The organism is Bacillus stercoris (genome assembly GCF_029772985.1).
In the GTDB taxonomy this organism is placed as follows: Bacteria; Bacillota; Bacilli; order Bacillales; family Bacillaceae; genus Bacillus; species Bacillus stercoris.
Genome location: NZ_CP121861.1, coordinates 3,963,848 through 3,982,189, shown reverse-complemented (window position 1 = coordinate 3,982,189; position 18,342 = coordinate 3,963,848). Strand labels below are relative to the sequence as shown.

Annotated in this window: 6 protein-coding genes; 4 read left to right on the top strand and 2 right to left on the bottom strand. The window is 49.5% G+C overall.

Annotated features, from left to right (window positions below):
• Window positions 1-12: 12 nt before the first annotated feature.
• The 4 genes from srfAB to QA442_RS20555 all read left to right on the top strand — a co-directional run bounded on the left by srfAB (window position 13) and on the right by QA442_RS20555 (window position 16,712).
• On the top strand, window positions 13-10,764 hold the full coding sequence (gene srfAB / locus QA442_RS22290) for a surfactin non-ribosomal peptide synthetase SrfAB (RefSeq protein ID WP_423856553.1): 10,752 nt from the start codon (window positions 13-15) through the stop codon (window positions 10,762-10,764).
• A 36-nt stretch (window positions 10,765-10,800) separates the two neighbouring features.
• Window positions 10,801-14,628, top strand: coding sequence for a surfactin non-ribosomal peptide synthetase SrfAC (gene srfAC, locus QA442_RS20565; RefSeq protein ID WP_095432802.1), 3,828 nt, complete (start codon window positions 10,801-10,803; stop codon window positions 14,626-14,628).
• Window positions 14,629-14,656: 28 nt separating this feature from the next.
• Window positions 14,657-15,385 carry a surfactin biosynthesis thioesterase SrfAD gene (gene srfAD / locus QA442_RS20560; RefSeq protein WP_095432801.1) on the top strand — a complete coding sequence of 243 codons (729 nt, stop codon included), beginning with the start codon at window positions 14,657-14,659 and terminating at the stop codon, window positions 15,383-15,385.
• Window positions 15,386-15,485: 100 nt separating this feature from the next.
• The gene (locus tag QA442_RS20555; protein ID WP_279473387.1) at window positions 15,486-16,712 is read left to right on the top strand and encodes an MFS transporter; all 1,227 of its coding nucleotides are present in this window, start codon (window positions 15,486-15,488) and stop codon (window positions 16,710-16,712) included.
• A 14-nt stretch (window positions 16,713-16,726) separates the two neighbouring features.
• Here QA442_RS20555 and QA442_RS20550 read toward each other — a convergent pair whose 3' ends face one another.
• Window positions 16,727-17,284 (bottom strand): YcxB family protein, encoded by a 558-nt coding sequence (locus tag QA442_RS20550; protein ID WP_071581069.1) that lies wholly within the window; start codon window positions 17,282-17,284, stop codon window positions 16,727-16,729.
• 53 nt (window positions 17,285-17,337) lie between these two features.
• Window positions 17,338-18,276 carry a DMT family transporter gene (locus QA442_RS20545; protein ID WP_095432800.1) on the bottom strand — a complete coding sequence of 313 codons (939 nt, stop codon included), beginning with the start codon at window positions 18,274-18,276 and terminating at the stop codon, window positions 17,338-17,340.
• Between the last annotated feature and the right edge of the window lie 66 nt (window positions 18,277-18,342).

Here is an 18,342-nt window from a genome sequence, read left to right as displayed (position 1 = left end):
TAGAGGTGGCATATGAGCAAAAAATCGATTCAAAAGGTGTACGCACTGACACCAATGCAGGAGGGAATGCTGTATCATGCGATGCTTGATCCGCATTCTTCCTCATACTTCACACAATTAGAGCTTGGGATTCACGGCGCTTTTGATCTTGAAATCTTTGAGAAAAGCGTCAATGAACTGATTCGGTCATACGATATTCTCCGTACGGTATTTGTGCATCAGCAGCTGCAAAAACCGCGTCAGGTCGTATTAGCGGAACGCAAAACAAAGGTGCATTATGAGGATATCAGTCATGCAGACGCGAGCCGCCAGAAAGAGCACATTGAGCGTTACAAACAAGACGTTCAGCGACAAGGCTTTAACCTGGCAAAAGATATTTTGTTCAAGGTGGCAGTTTTCCGCCTTAATGCAGATCAGCTGTATCTCGTCTGGAGCAATCATCATATTATGATGGACGGCTGGAGCATGGGCGTCCTCATGAAAAGCCTGTTCCAAAACTATGAAGCGCTCAGAGCAGGCAGGACACCGGCAAACGGTCAGGGCAAGCCTTATTCCGACTACATCAAGTGGCTTGGAAAACAGGACAATGAAGAAGCGGAGAGCTACTGGAGCGAGCGCTTGGCGGGTTTTGAACAGCCAAGCGTGCTCCCGGGCCGCCTGCCTGTGAAAAAAGACGAATACGTCAATAAAGAATATTCATTTACATGGGACGAAACACTGGTTGCCCGTATTCAGCAAGCCGCAAACCGCCATCAAGTGACAGGGCCTAACCTATTTCAGGCCGTTTGGGGCATTGTTCTCAGCAAATACAACTTTACGGATGATGTGGTCTTCGGAACGGTCGTCTCGGGCCGGCCGTCTGAAATCAGCGGGATTGAAACGATGGCGGGGCTGTTTATCAACACCATTCCGGTGCGGGTAAACGTTGAACGAGATGCTGCTTTCGCTGATATTTTCACAGCTGTTCAGCGGCATGCAGTTGAAGCGGAGCGTTACGATTACGTGCCGCTCTATGAGATTCAAAAACGCTCAGCCCTTGATGGCAATCTCTTAAACCATTTGGTCGCGTTTGAAAATTATCCGCTTGATCAGGAGCTTGAAAATGGCAGCATGGAAGACCGCCTCGGGTTCTCGATCAAGGTAGAAAGCGCATTTGAACAAACGAGCTTCGATTTCAACCTGATTGTGTATCCGGGCAAAACGTGGACCGTCAAAATCAAATATAACGGCGCCGCCTTTGATTCCGCTTTTATCGAACGGACAGCGGAGCACCTTACCCGCATGATGGAAGCAGCTGTCGATCAGCCGGCCGCGTTTGTGCGTGAGTACGGGCTTGTGGGAGCCGAAGAGCAGCGGCAAATTGTCGAGGTGTTTAACAGCACGAAAGCCGAACTCCCGGAAGGAATGGCTGTTCATCAAGTGTTTGAAGAACAAGCGAAACGGACGCCGGCGAGCACTGCCGTTGTATATGAAGGAACCGAGCTAACATATCGCGAGCTGAATGCCGCGGCCAATCGTCTGGCGAGAAAGCTAATTGACCAAGGTCTTCAAAAAGAGGAAACAGTCGCGATTATGAACGACCGCTCAATAGAAACCGTTGTCGGCATGCTGGCTGTGTTAAAAGCAGGTGCCGCATATGTGCCGCTTGATCCAGCGCTTCCTGGGGACCGTCTTCGGTTCATGGCAGAGGACAGCTCCGTTCGAATGGTCTTGACCGGAATTTCTTATACAGAGCAGGCGCATCAGCTGCAGGTGCCGGTCCTTACACTGGACATAGGCTTGGATGAGAGCGAAGCGGCTGACAATCTCAACCTGCCATCCGCCCCGTCCGACTTGGCATACATCATGTACACATCCGGTTCAACGGGCAAACCAAAAGGCGTCATGATCGAACATAAAAGCATTCTGCGCCTCGTCAAAAATGCCGGGTACGTTCCTGTTACTGAAGAGGACCGTATGGCGCAAACAGGAGCGGTCAGCTTTGATGCCGGAACGTTTGAGGTATTCGGCGCACTGCTAAATGGCGCAGCGCTTTATCCGGTCAAAAAAGAGACGCTGCTTGATGCGAAACAATTTGCTGCATTCCTGCGCGAGCAAAGAATCTCGACGATGTGGCTGACATCACCTTTATTCAACCAGCTTGCCGCAAAGGATGCGGGTATGTTCGGCACACTGCGACATTTAATCATCGGGGGAGACGCCCTTGTCCCGCATATTGTCAGCAAAGTCAAACAGGCATCGCCGTCGCTTTCATTGTGGAACGGATACGGCCCGACAGAAAACACGACGTTTTCAACAAGTTTTCTGATCGACCGCGAGTATGGCGGCTCTATCCCAATCGGGAAGCCGATCGGAAATTCCACTGCCTACATCATGGATGAGCAGGCACGCCTGCAGCCGATTGGCGCACCCGGCGAGCTTTGCGTCGGCGGAATCGGTGTGGCGCGTGGCTATGTCAATCTCCCTGAGCTGACGGACAAGCAATTTCTCGAAGACCCGTTCAGACCGGGTGAAAGGATTTATCGCACTGGCGACTTGGCAAGATGGCTGCCGGACGGCAATATCGAATTTTTAGGCAGAATCGACAACCAAGTGAAGGTGCGCGGCTTCCGAATTGAGCTTGGCGAAATTGAAACAAAACTGAACATGGTTGAGCATGTGACAGAGGCTGCGGTGATCATCCGCAAAAACAAAGCGGATGAAAATGAAATTTGCGCGTACTTTACGGCGGACCGTGAAGTTGCTGTGAGCGAGCTGAGAAAAAAGCTATCTCAGTCTTTGCCTGACTATATGGTCCCTGCCCACCTGATTCAAATGGACAGTCTGCCGCTCACGCCGAACGGGAAAATCAACAAAAAAGAACTGCCCGCGCCGCAATCAGAAGCCGTGCAGCCGGAATACGCAGCACCAGAAACAGAGAGTGAAAAGAAATTAGCGGAGATCTGGGAAGGAATACTCGGTGTCAAAGCAGGTGTTACCGATAACTTCTTTATGATCGGCGGCCATTCTTTGAAAGCGATGATGATGACGGCAAAAATCCAAGAGCATTTCCATAAGGAAGTACCGATTAAAGTGCTTTTTGAAAAGCCGACCATTCAAGAATTGGCGCTGTATTTGGACGAGAACGAAAGCAAGGAGGAGCAGACGTTTGAACCGATCAGGCAAGCACCTTATCAGCAGCATTATCCTGTATCCCCGGCCCAGCGGAGAATGTATATCCTCAATCAGCTTGGACAAGCAAACACAAGCTACAACGTCCCCGCTGTACTTTTGCTGGAGGGAGAAGTAGATCAAGACCGGCTTGAAAACGCGATGCAGCAATTAATCAACCGGCACGAAATCCTTCGTACATCGTTTGACATGATCGACGGAGAGGTTGTACAAACCGTTCATAAAAACATATCGTTCCAGCTGGAGGCTGCCAAGGGACGGGAAGAGGACGCGGAGGAAATGATCAGAGCGTTCGTTCAGCCGTTTGAATTACATCGTGCGCCGCTCGTCCGTTCGAAGCTTGTCCAGCTGGAAGAAAATCGCCACCTGCTGCTCATTGATATGCATCATATTATCACTGACGGCAGTTCAACAGGCATTCTGATCGGTGATCTTGCCAAAATGTATCAAGGCGCGGATCTGGAGCTGCCGCAAATTCACTATAAAGATTACGCAGTTTGGCACAAAGAAAACGCTGATTATCAAAAGGATGAGGCATACTGGCTGGATGTCTTTAAAGGCGAGCTGCCAATACTGGATCTTCCCGCGGATTTCGAGCGGCCTGCTGAGCGGAGCTTTGCGGGAGAGCGCGTGATGTTCGGGCTTGATCAACAGATGACTGCTCAAATCAAGTCACTCTTGGCAGAAACGGATACGACAATGTACATGTTTTTGCTGGCGGCATTCAATGTACTCCTTTCTAAGTACGCGTCGCAGGATGATATCATTGTCGGCTCGCCGACAGCTGGCAGAACACATCCTGATCTGCAAGGTGTGCCGGGGATGTTTGTCAACACGGTAGCACTCAGAACGGCACCAGCTGGGGATAAAACCTTCGCGCAATTCCTTGAGGAGGTCAAAACAGCCAGCCTTCAAGCATTCGAGCACCAGAGCTATCCGCTTGAGGAGCTGATTGAAAAGCTTCCTCTTACAAGGGATACAAGCAGAAGTCCGCTGTTCAGCGTGATGTTCAATATGCAGAATATGGAGATTCCTTCTTTAAGATTAGGAGATTTGAAGATTTCCTCGTATTCCATGCATCATCATGTGGCGAAATTTGACCTCTCCTTGGAAGCGGTCGAGCGTGAAGACGATATCGGCCTAAGCTTTGACTATGCGACTGCTCTGTTTAAGGACGAGACGATCCGCCGCTGGAGCAGCCACTTTGTCAATATCATCAAAGCTGCCGCGGCTAATCCGAACGTTCGGCTGTCTGAAGTAGATATGCTTTCATCTGCAGAAACGGCTGCTTTGCTGGAAGAAAGACATATGACTCAAATTACGGAAGCCACCTTTGCAGCTCTTTTTGAAAAACAGGCCCAGCAAACACCTGACCATCCTGCGGTGAAGGCTGGCGGAAATCTGCTGACCTATCGCGAGCTTGATGAACAGGCGAACCAGCTGGCGCACCATCTTCGTGCCCAAGGGGCAGGAAGTGAAGAGATCGTTGCGATTGTTATGGACCGGTCAGCTGAGGTGATGGTATCCATTCTCGGTGTCATGAAGGCGGGGGCAGCTTTCCTTCCGATTGATCCTGATACACCCGAAGAACGAATCCGTTATTCATTAGAAGACAGCGGAGCAAAAATTGCGATCGTCAATGAAAGAAACATGACGGCTATTGGGCAATATGAAGGGACAATCGTCAACCTTGATGAAGGTAAATGGAGAAATGAAAGCAAGGAGCGCCCAGCATCCATTTCAGGGTCTCGCAATCTTGCATATGTCATTTATACGTCCGGTACGACCGGAAAGCCGAAGGGCGTGCAGATCGAGCATCGCAATCTGACAAACTATGTCTCTTGGTTTAGTGAAGAGGCGAGCCTGACGGAAAAGGATAAGACTGTATTGCTATCCTCTTACGCATTTGACCTAGGCTATACGAGCGTGTTCCCCGTGCTTCTGGGCGGGGGCGAGCTCCATATCGTACAGAAGGAAACCTATACGGCGCCGGATGAAATAGCGCACTACATCAAGGAGCATGGGATCACATATATCAAACTGACCCCGTCTCTGTTCCATACAATGGTGAACACATCCAGTTTTGCAAAAGAGGCGAACTTTGAATCCCTGCGCTTGATCGTCTTGGGAGGAGAAAAAATCATCCCGGCTGATGTTCTTGCCTTTCGCAGGATGTATGGACATACCGAATTTATCAATCACTACGGCCCAACAGAGGCAACGATCGGCTCCATCGCCGGACGGATTGATCTGTCTGAGCCGGATGCATTTGCGAAACGCCCGGCAATCGGAAAGCCGATTGCGAATGCCGGCGCGCTTGTCTTAAATGAAGCATTGAAGCTTGTGCCGCCGAGAGCGAGCGGACAGCTCTATATTACGGGACAGGGGCTTGCGAGAGGATATCTCAACAGGCCTCAGCTGACAGCCGAGAGATTTGTGGAGAATCCATATTCGCCGGGCAGCCTCATGTACAAAACCGGAGATGTCGTACGGAGACTTTCTGACGGTACGTTTGCATTTATCGGCCGGGCTGATGATCAGGTGAAAATCCGCGGCTACCGCATTGAGCCGAAAGAAATCGAAACGGTCATGCTCAGCCTCAGCGGAATTCAAGAAGCGGTTGTGCTAGCGGTTTCCGAGGGCGGCCTTCAAGAGCTTTGCGCGTATTATACGTCGGATCAGGCCATCGAAAAAGCAGAGCTCCGGAACCAGCTTTCACAAACACTGCCGTCTCATATGATTCCTGCTTTCTTTGTGCAGGTTGACGCAATTCCGCTGACGGCAAACGGGAAAACCGACAGAAACGCTTTGCCGAAGCCGAATGCGGCACAATCTTCTGGCAAGGCCTTGGCGGCACCGGAAACAGCGCTTGAAGAAAGCTTATGCCGCATATGGCGGAAAACGCTTGGCATAGAAGCCATCGGCATTGACGACAATTTTTTCGATTTAGGCGGCCATTCATTAAAAGGAATGATGCTGATTGCCAACATTCAGGCAGAATTGGAGAAAAGCGTACCGCTTAAAGCACTGTTCGAGCAGCCGACTGTTCGCCAGCTGGCGGCTTATATGGAGACATCTGCTGTTTCAGGCGGCCATCAAGTCCTCAAACCGGCTGACAAGAAGGCTATGTATCCATTATCATCCGCGCAGAAACGGATGTATGTGCTTAATCAGCTTGACCGCCAGACGATAAGCTACAATATGCCATCTGTTCTTCTAATGGAAGGTGAGCTTGATGTTTCTCGCCTGCGCGACTCGCTCAATCAGCTTGTGAACCGTCACGAATCATTGCGGACGTCATTTATGGAAGCTAATGGTGAGCCTGTTCAGCGCATTATTGAGGAGGCGGAGGTTGATCTTCATCTGTTTGAAGCGGAAGAAGACGAAGCGGACCAAAAGATTAAGGAATTTATCCAGCCATTTGACTTAACCGACGCACCGCTCATTCGCGCCGCTTTGCTCCGAATAGAAGCGAAGAAACATTTGCTGCTTTTAGATATGCATCACATCATCGCAGACGGCGTCTCAAGAGGCATCTTTGTAAAAGAATTGGCGCTGCTTTACAAAGGAGAGCAGCTTCCGGAGCCGTCGCTTCATTATAAAGATTTCGCCGTTTGGCAACATGAAGCTGAGCAAAAAGAACGGATGAAGGAGCATGAGGCGTACTGGCTGTCGGTTCTTTCAGGCGAGCTGCCAGAGCTTGATCTCCCGCTCGATTACGCCCGTCCGCCGGTGCAAAGCTTTAAAGGAGATACGGTTCGTTTCCGTACGGGAAGTGAGACGGCAAAGGCGGTCGAAAAACTGCTTGCTGAAACCGGAACGACCTTGCACATGGTGCTCCATGCTGTTTTCCACGTCTTTTTAAGCAAAGTTTCGGGACAGCGGGATATCGTCATCGGCTCCGTTACTGCGGGCCGGACGAATGCTGATGTCCAAGACATGCCGGGAATGTTCGTCAATACACTTGCCCTGAGAATGGAAGCGAAAGAACAGCAGACATTTGCGGAGCTTCTGGAGCAAGCGAAGCAGACGAACCTGTCAGCGCTGGAGCATCAGGAGTATCCATTTGAAGATCTGGTTAATCAGCTTGATCTCCCTCGGGATATGAGCCGAAATCCAGTATTTAATGTGATGGTGACGACAGAAAACCCCGATAAAGAACAGCTTACATTGCCAAATCTGAGCATTTCACCTTATGAGGCTCATCAGGGAACCTCTAAGTTTGATCTGACATTGTGCGGGTTTACTGATGAAACCGGCATTGGCTTGCAGCTCGAATATGCGACAGATCTGTTCACAAAAGAAACGGCTGAAAAATGGAGCGAATACGTTCTGAGGTTACTAAAGGCTGTTGCGGAAAACCCGAACCAGCCGCTTTCCAGCCTGTCACTCGTCACTGAAACAGAAAAACAAGCGCTTCTCGAGGCATGGAAGGGCAAGACGCTGCCTGTGCCGACAGACAAAACGGTTCATCAGCTATTCGAAGAAACGGCTCAGCGCCACAAAGACCGCCCGGCTGTCACATACAACGGCCAATCTTGGACGTACGGCGAGCTGAATGCGAAGGCAAACCGTCTTGCGCGGATTCTGATCGACTGCGGCATCAGCCCGGATGACCGCGTCGGCGTCCTTACGAAGCCGTCGCTTGAAATGTCCGCCGCTGTGCTCGGCGTCTTAAAGGCGGGAGCGGCGTTTGTGCCGATTGATCCTGACTACCCGGATCAGCGGATTGAGTATATTTTACAGGACAGCGGCGCGAAGCTTCTCTTGAAGCAAGAAGGGATTTCTGTGCCGGACAGCTATACGGGGGATGTCATTCTTCTCGACGGAAGCCGCACGATTCTAAGCCTGCCGCTTGATGAAAACGACGAGGAAAATCCAGAGACCGCTGTAACCGCGGAGAACTTGGCGTACATGATTTACACGTCTGGAACGACCGGACAGCCGAAGGGTGTCATGGTCGAGCACCATGCGCTTGTGAACCTGTGCTTCTGGCACCACGACGCATTCAGTATGACAGCGGAAGACCGCAGTGCGAAGTACGCGGGCTTCGGATTCGACGCTTCCATTTGGGAGATGTTCCCGACCTGGACGATCGGAGCCGAGCTTCACGTTATTGATGAAGCGATCCGCCTCGATATTGTCCGCCTAAACGATTATTTCGAAACGAACGGCGTAACGATTACGTTCCTGCCGACGCAGCTGGCGGAACAGTTCATGGAGCTTGAGAACACATCACTTCGCGTATTGCTCACAGGCGGAGACAAGCTGAAGCGTGCGGTCAAACAGCCGTACACGCTCGTCAACAACTACGGGCCGACAGAAAATACAGTCGTCGCCACAAGCACGGAAATCCATCCGGAGGAAGGCTCGCTTTCCATCGGACAGGCAATCGCCAATACGAGAGTGTACATTCTCGGCGAAGGCAATCAGGTGCAGCCGGAAGGCGTAGCCGGAGAGCTTTGTGTGGCGGGACGCGGATTGGCGCGAGGCTATCTGAATCGAGAAGACGAAACCGCGAAGCGGTTTGTCGCTGATCCGTTTGTGCCGGGTGAACGCATGTACCGTACCGGCGACTTGGTGAAGTGGGTGAACGGCGGCATCGAATACATCGGCCGGATCGACCAGCAGGTCAAGGTCCGCGGCTACCGGATCGAGCTTTCAGAAATTGAAGTCCAGCTCGCCCAGCTTTCTGAGGTGCAGGATGCTGCGGTGACAGCTGTCAAGGATAAAGGCGGCAATACAGCGATCGCGGCGTACGTCACACCGGAATCAGCTGATATAGAAGCACTGAAATCAGCACTGAAGGAAACCCTGCCGGATTACATGATCCCGGCGTTCTGGGTGACGCTGAGCGAGCTTCCGGTTACGGCAAACGGCAAAGTGGACCGCAAAGCCTTGCCTGAGCCGGACATCGAAGCGGGAAGCGGAGAATACAAAGCGCCGACGACCGACATGGAAGAGCTGCTTGCCGGCATCTGGCAGGACGTGCTTGGAATGGCTGAAGTCGGTGTCACCGATAATTTCTTCTCGCTTGGCGGAGATTCCATCAAAGGAATTCAGATGGCGAGCCGCTTGAACCAGCACGGCTGGAAGCTGGAAATGAAAGACCTCTTCCAGCACCCGACGATCGAGGAGCTGACCCAATACGTGGAGCGTGCCGAAGGCAAACAGGCAGACCAAGGCCCTGTGGAGGGCGAAGTCATCCTGACGCCGATTCAGCGCTGGTTCTATGAAAAGAACTTCACGAACAAGCACCACTGGAACCAATCGGTGATGCTTCACGCCGCGAAGGGCTTTGACCCTGAACGTGTGGAGAAAACATTGCAGGCGCTGATCGAGCATCATGACGCGCTTCGCATGGTTTACCGTGAGGAAAACGGGGACATCATTCAGGCGTATCAACCGATCGGTGAGAGCAAGGTAAGTTTCGAAATCGTGGATCTATACGGCTCTGATGAAGAGATGCTGAAAAACCAGATTAAGATTCTGGCGAACAGGCTGCAAAGCAGTATCGATCTGCAAAACGGGCCCCTTCTAAAGGCGGAGCAATACCGCACGGAAGCTGGGGATCACCTGCTCATCGCTGTACACCATCTCGTGGTCGACGGTGTGTCATGGCGGATTTTGCTTGAAGATTTTGCTTCAGGCTACATGCAGGCTGAGAAAGAAGAGAGCCTTGTCTTCCCGCAAAAAACAAACTCCTTCAAGGACTGGGCGGAAGAACTGGCAGCATTCAGCCAATCAGCGCATCTTTTACAGCAGGCTGAATACTGGTCGCAAATTGCCGCTGAGCAGGTTTCTCCTTTACCGAAGGATTGTGAAACAGAGCAGCGGATCGTCAAGGATACATCATCCGTCCTATGTGAATTAACGGAAGAAGACACGAAGCATCTTTTAACAGATGTTCATCAGCCATATGGAACTGAAATCAACGATATACTTCTCAGCGCGCTTGGTTTGACAATGAAAGAATGGACAGACGGTGCCAAAATCGGCATTAACCTTGAGGGACACGGCCGGGAGGACATCATCCCGAATGTGAATATCTCCAGAACGGTCGGCTGGTTTACGGCACAATACCCAGTTGTGCTCGACATGTCTGAAGCAGATGCCTCAGCTGTGATCAAAACAGTCAAAGAAAACCTGCGCCGCATTCCGGATAAAGGTGTTGGCTACGGCATTCTTCGTTATTTCACAGAAACAGCGGAAACAAAGGGCTTCACACCGGAGATCAGCTTCAACTATTTGGGCCAATTCGACAGTGAAGTCAAAACCGATTTCTTTGAACCGTCCGCTTTCGATATGGGGCGCCAAGTAAGCGGAGAATCAGAGGCGCTGTACGCTTTAAGCTTCAGCGGCATGATCAGAAACGGCCGGTTTGTGCTTTCCTGCTCCTACAATGAGAAGGAGTTTGAAAGAGCTACGATTGAAGAGCGAATGGAACGGTTTAAAGAAAATCTTCTGATGCTGATCCGCCATTGCACGGAAAAAGAAGACAAGGAATTCACACCAAGCGACTTCAGCGCCGAAAACCTTGAAATGGATGAGATGGGAGATATCTTTGACATGCTTGAGGAGAATTTAAAATAAAACGCAAGGGAATTACAGAAGGCGGGAGCGAAACATATGAGTCAATTTAGCAAGGATCAGGTTCAAGATATGTATTACCTATCGCCGATGCAGGAAGGGATGATGTTTCATACCATCCTGAATCCCGGCCAAAGCTTTTACCTTGAACAGATCACGATGAAAGTAAAAGGCAGCTTGAATATCAAATGCCTAGAAGAAAGCATGAATGTGATCATGGACCGGTACGATGTATTTCGTACCGTGTTCATTCACGAAAAAGTAAAAAGGCCTGTCCAAGTCGTATTGAAAAAACGGCAGTTTCATATAGAAGAAATCGATCTGACACATGTAACAGACAGCGAGCAAGCAGCCAAAATCAATGAATACAAGGAACAGGATAAGATCAGAGGCTTTGATTTGACGCGGGATATTCCGATGCGGGCAGCTGTTTTCAAAAAAGCTGAAGAAAGCTTTGAATGGGTATGGAGCTACCACCACATTATTTTGGACGGCTGGTGCTTCGGCATCGTCGTACAAGATCTATTTAAAGTATACAATGCTCTGCGCGAACAAAAGCCGTACAGCCTGCCGCCAGTCAAACCGTATAAAGACTATATCAAGTGGCTTGAAAAGCAGGATAAACACGCATCACTGCGTTACTGGCGCGAGTACTTAAAGGATGTTGAGGGACAAACGACGTTTGCGGAGCAAAGAAAGAAACAAAAGGACGGCTATGAGCCGAAAGAGCTGCTCTTTTCATTGCCGAAGGCGGAAACAAAGGCCTTTACCGAGCTTGCAAAATCGCAGCATACCACTTTAAGCACGGCGCTGCAGGCAGTCTGGAGCGTATTGATCAGCCGCTATCAGCAGTCTGGCGATTTAACGTTTGGTACAGTCGTTTCCGGGCGTCCCGCGGAAATTAAAGGCGTTGAACATATGGTTGGACTGTTTATCAACGTTGTCCCGAGACGTGTGAAGCTGTCTAAGGATATCACATTTACCGGCTTGCTCAAGCAGCTGCAGGAGCAATCGCTGCAGTCCGAGCCGCATCAATATGTGCCGCTTTATGACATCCAAAGCCAGGCCGATCAGCCGAAACTGATTGACCACATCATTGTTTTTGAGAACTATCCGCTTCAGGATGCGAAAAATGAAGAAAGCAGTGAAAACGGTTTTGATATGGTGGATGTTCATGTTTTTGAGAAGTCGAATTATGATCTCAACCTGATGGCTTCTCCAGGTGAAGAGATGCTGATTAAGCTTGCTTATAATGAGAATGTGTTTGATGAAGCGTTTATCCTGCGCTTGAAATCTCAGCTTCTCACAGCAATTCAGCAGCTCATCCAGAATCCGGATCAGCCTGTCAGCACGATCAACCTCGTTGACGACAGGGAGAGAGAATTTTTGCTTACCGGCTTAAACCCGCCGGCTCAAACTCATGAGACAAAGCCTCTGACCGATTGGTTTAAGGAAGCGGTGAATGTCAATCCGAATGCACCGGCGCTTACGTATTCCGGCCAGACCCTGTCTTATCGCGAATTAGATCAGGAAGCGAACCGCCTTGCGCACCGTTTGCAAAAACACGGTGCGGGCAAAGGCTCCGTTGTAGCGCTGTACACGAAACGCTCACTTGAACTGGTAATCGGCATTCTCGGTGTATTAAAGGCGGGAGCGGCTTATCTGCCGGTTGACCCGAAGCTGCCAGAGGACCGAATCTCGTATATGCTGACTGACAGTGCGGCAGCTTGTCTGCTGACACATCAGGAGATGAAAGAACAAGCGGCTCAGCTGCCGTATACAGGCACAACGCTCGTCATCGATGATCAAACACGGTTTGAGGAAAAGGAAAGCGATCCTGCCACCGTGATTGATCCCGATGATCCGGCATATATTATGTACACGTCGGGCACAACCGGAAAGCCGAAGGGCAATATGACCACTCATGCCAATATTCAAGGTTTGGTCAAGCATGTAGACTACATGGCATTTTCTGAAAAAGATACGTTCTTATCTGTTTCGAATTACGCCTTCGACGCATTTACCTTTGATTTCTACGCTTCCATACTGAATGCGGCACGGCTCATTATCGCAGATGAACATACGCTGCTTGATACAGAGCGGCTCACTGATCTGATCAAGCAGGAGAATGTCAATGTCATGTTTGCCACAACTGCGCTGTTTAATCTTCTCACAGATGCGGGAGAGGATTGGATGAAGGGGCTTCGCTGTGTGTTATTTGGCGGGGAGCGCGCGTCTGTGCCGCACGTCAGGAAAGCGCTGCGGGTCATGGGGCCGGGCAAGCTGATTAACTGCTACGGGCCGACTGAGGGAACAGTGTTTGCGACTGCTCACGTCGTGCATGATATACCGGATTCCATCTCCTCATTGCCGATCGGAAAGCCGATCAGCAATGCCAGTATTTATATTCTGAATGAGCAAAGCCAGCTCCAGCCATTCGGGGCGATCGGTGAACTGTGCATCAGCGGAATGGGCGTGTCAAAAGGATATGTAAATCGTGCTGACCTCACGAAGCAAAAGTTTATCAAGAACCCGTTTAAGCCGAAAGAAATGCTTTACCGCACAGGGGATTTAGCACGCTGGCTGCCGGATGGAACGATTGAATACGCCGGCCGTATTGACGATCAGGTCAAAATACGGGGACACCGGATTGAGCTTGAAGAAATTGAAAAGCAGCTGCAGGAATACCCGGGAGTGAAAGATGCGGTCGTTGTTGCGGACTGCCCTGAGTCTGGCGATGCATCAATCAACGCCTACCTGGTGACCCGGACGCAGCTTTCAGCTGAAGGCGTAAAGGCGCACCTGAAAAAGCAGCTTCCTGCTTACATGGTGCCGCAAACCTTTACTTTCTTGGATGAGCTTCCTTTAACGACAAACGGGAAAGTCAATAAACGGCTGCTGCCAAAACCTGATCAGGATCAGCTGGCGGAAGAATGGATCGGACCGCGAAACGAGATGGAAGAAACAATCGCGCAAATCTGGTCTGAGGTTCTCGGCAGAAAACAAGTCGGCATTCATGACGATTTCTTTGTGCTCGGAGGACATTCCTTGAAGGCAATGACCGCCGCCTCCCGCATCAAGAAGGAGCTCGGGATTGATCTTCCGGTAAAGGTTTTGTTTGAAGCGCCGACAATCGCCGGTATTTCAGCGTTTTTGAAAAACGGGGGCTCAGATGGATTACAGGATGTAACGATAATGAATCCCGATCAGGAACAGATCATTTTCGCATTTCCTCCAGTCTTGGGCTATGGCCTCATGTACCAAAACCTGGCCAACCGCTTGCCGTCATACAAGCTGTGCGCCTTTGACTTCATTGAGGAAGAAAATCGCCTTGACCGCTATACGGATTTGATCCAGAAGCTTCAGCCGGAAGGGCCTTTGACTTTGTTTGGATATTCAGCAGGATGCAGCCTGGCGTTTGAAGCTGCCAAAAAGCTTGAGGAACAAGGCCGTATTGTTCAGCGGATCATCATGGTGGATTCCTATAAAAAACAAGGTGTCAGTGATCTGGACGGACGCACGGTTGAAAGTGATGTCGAAGCGTTGATGAATGTCAACCGGGACAATGAAGCGCTCAACAGCGAAGCCGTCAAACAAGGACTTAAGCAAAAAACACATGCCTTTTACTCATACTACGTCAGCCTGATCAGCACAGGCCAAGTGAAAGCAGATATTGATCTGCTGACTTCAGGCACTGATTTTGACATGCCGGAATGGCTTGCATCATGGGAAGAGGCAACAACAGGTGTTTATCGTGTGAAAAAAGGCTTCGGAACACACGCAGAAATGCTGCAGGGCGAAACGCTAGATAGGAATGCCGTAATTTTGCTCGAATTTCTTAATACACAAACCGTAACGGTTTCTTAAATGAAGTGATGAAAGGAGGAGACAGCCAATGAGCCAACTCTTCAAATCATTTGATGCGTCGGAAAAAACGCAGCTCATCTGTTTTCCGTTTGCCGGCGGCTACTCAGCGTCGTTTCGCCCTCTCCATGCTTTTTTGCAGGGGGAGTGTGAGATGCTTGCTGCTGAGCCGCCGGGACACGGCACGAATCAAACGACAGCCATTGAGGATCTCGAAGAGCTGACGGATTTGTACAAGCAAGAACTGAACCTGGGCCCTGATCGGCCGTTTGTGCTGTTCGGACACAGTATGGGCGGCATGATCACCTTCAGGCTGGCGCAAAAGCTTGAGCGGGAAGGCATCTTTCCACAGGCCGTTATCATTTCTGCGATACAGCCGCCCCATATTCAGCGGAAGAAAGTGTCCCATCTGCCTGATGATCAATTCCTTGATCATATTATCAAATTAGGCGGAATGCCCGCAGAGCTTGTTGAAAATAAGGAGGTCATGTCCTTTTTCCTGCCTTCCTTCCGATCGGACTACAGGGCGCTTGAACAATTTGTGCTTCACGATCTGGCCCCGATCCAATCGCCTGTTCATGTCTTTAACGGGCTTGATGATAAAAAATGCATGCGAGATGCGGAAGGCTGGAAGAAGTGGGCAAAAGACATCACATTCCATCAATTTGACGGCGGCCACATGTTCCTGCTGTCACAAACGGAAGAAGTCGCAGAACGGATTTTTGCAATCTTGAATCAGCATCCGATCATTCAATCGTGATCAAAAGCGGACAGCTTAGGCTGTTCCGCTTTTTTAGTGTGGAATGACAATTTTTGCATGGTATAATAGTCGAAATACTCAAATAAAGGCAGGTCAAAACATGCGCACGTCTCCCAGGATGAAATGGTTTGTATTGCTGTTTACGTTTGTTTTCGCCATCGGAATGAACTCATTCAGAAACTCCTTTCAATTTTTTATGCTGCCAATGGCGGATACCTTCCATGCCGACAGGTCGCTGATCTCGGTTTCTGTCAGCATTTTTATGATCACAACCGGCATCGTCCAGTTTTTTGTCGGTTTTTTTATCGACCGTTTCAGCGTCAGAAAAATTATGGCGCTGGGTGCTGTTTGCATCAGCGCTAGCTTTTTGGTGCTTCCGTATTCACCAAATGTTCATGTGTTTTCCGCTATTTACGGTGTGCTTGGCGGGATCGGCTATTCCTGTGCGGTCGGCGTGACGACCCAGTATTTCATCAGCCGCTGGTTTGACACACACAAAGGTCTGGCGCTTGCTATTTTGACCAATGCCAACTCTGCGGGCTTGCTGCTTCTCTCGCCCATTTGGGCAGCGGCTCCGTACCATGCCGGCTGGCAGAACACCTATACCATTTTGGGAATTGTCATGGCGGCTGTTCTGCTGCCGCTCCTCGCCTTCGGGATGAAGCATCCGCCACATGCACAAGTGCAGTCAGTGAAAAAATCTTATGACTGGCGGGGATTTTGGAACGTGATGAAGCAGTCTCGCCTCATTCATATCCTGTACTTCGGGGTGTTTACTTGCGGATTTACGATGGGAATCATTGATGCTCACCTCGTCCCGATACTGAAGGATGCGCATGTCTCTCATGTCAACGGAATGATGGCCGCGTTCGGGGCGTTTATTATCATTGGCGGATTATTGGCGGGCTGGCTGTCAGATCTCCTCGGCAGCAGAAGCATCATGCTATCCATCTTATTTTTCATCCGGCTGCTCAGCCTGATTTGCCTGCTCATCCCCATTCTCGGAATTCATCACAGCGAACTTTGGTATTTTGGCTTTATCCTGTTATTTGGACTCAGTTACACAGGCGTGATCCCGCTGACCGCGGCGTCAATTTCAGAAAGCTATCAAACAGGATTGATAGGTTCGCTGTTAGGCATCAATTTCTTTATCCATCAGGTTGCCGGGGCTCTCAGTGTGTATACGGGCGGTTTGTTTTTTGACATGACTCATGATTATCTGCTGATTGTTGCTGTGTGTATCGTGTTTGTGGGTGTATCGGCTGTAATAGAGCTTGTGCCGTTTTTCGATAAACAAAAGGCAAAAGAAACCCATCAATCAATATAAAAGGACCGGCACTATCAATGCCGATCCTTTTTAAATTTGAGTTTTTTTGTTTCGGTATTTTTAAGGATAATCTCCTTGAATCTGTTCATCTCCACTTCGGAATGAAAAAAATGTTTTGGTATCGCAATATATTGGCTGCTGGATGTATTGATCCGAAAGATATTCTTATATTCGAAAACAGCTGTGATTTCATTCCAATTGAAAATGAGGTCATATTTTTTAGAACTTATACGAATTCCTTCTTGATTCACAGTATATGTTCTTTTGGATTTCATCCGTTCGTTCTTCTTGTATGCTCTGGAAAACTTCACATATAGAAGAAGGAGAAGCAGCAGTGTAAACAGAACGGACATCACGATAATCAACATACTGTTCATAAACAAGTTAAGCGCGTCACTGCCATAAACGATACGGGGCCATCCGTTAATGAAGTTAACTGCAGCAAATATGGCGCAACACAACAGAAAGTAAAAGCATGACATTTTTGCGATTTGATAAAAAAAGATTTCTCTTACATCCTTAAAAGTGATTTCTCCTGGAAGAATGATACTTTCACTAGCATATTGAATCATACGGTAAACCTACACCTCTAACCATGTTTTTCCTTTCAGTCTAGCATAATTTCTCATTTTTTTGCAGGCATACCAGAGCGCTTTGTTTTTTTCTGCAGATTGGTATTGCTCCCCAGCACGCCAATCATAATACAAACCGCTCCGGCAAGGTGATACCAGGCAAGGCTTTCGTTTAGAATCACCACTCCTGCAATCATCGTTACGATAGTAGATACATGATTAAAAGCACTCATTTTAAACGCCTCAATCCGTGACAGCGTATAGTTAGACAAGAATGAAGTGACAAGTGAAGACAGCACGCCCAAATACAAAATAGAGAGAACGAAGCCGGGCTCCCGGAATGGCAGAAAATAAGTGCCGACAGTTCCCGCCGCTCCGTGGCGCACAAGGGCAATGGCGTTGAAGACGACAAAGCCGATGGCAGACATGATGTAGGTAAGCTCGGTCAGCTTGAACCGCTGCGTCATTTTTCTGGCAGCGGTATTGTACATCGCTGAAGACAAGGCGGACAACAGTATCAGCAAAGACCCTTTTAAGCTGGCTGATTCCACGTCAACGCCTTTCATCACAAAAATAAACATGACACCGGCAACGGATAAAACCGTGAACCCCTTTTGCATCCACGTCGGGCGTTCCTTTAAAACATAAGCGGCAAACACCATCGTGAAAATCGGAATGGCTGCCTGAATAACCCCCGCTTCAGATGAGGACGAGTACACAAGGCCGAATGCCTGAAAGCTGAAAAATAGCGCGGGATACAGCAGGGCGAGCGGCAAAATGGCAATGACGTCCTTTATGCGGATTGAAAGCTTTACCCAGCCGAATAAGACAGGTACAGTGGCCGCAGCAAACGCAATGGTGAACCGGTGCGCCAGAATATCAAACGGCTCTGCTGTTTGCAGTGCGATTTTTACGAATAGAAAGGATAAACCGATAATAACCGAATAGAAAACAGCCGCTATATAAGCGGAGGCTTGCTGATGTTTAACCATAATGGGAGGTGCTCCTTTACCTGAATTGCAGCGCCGGTCGCTCCCTTTATTGTATGGCCGCGGTCA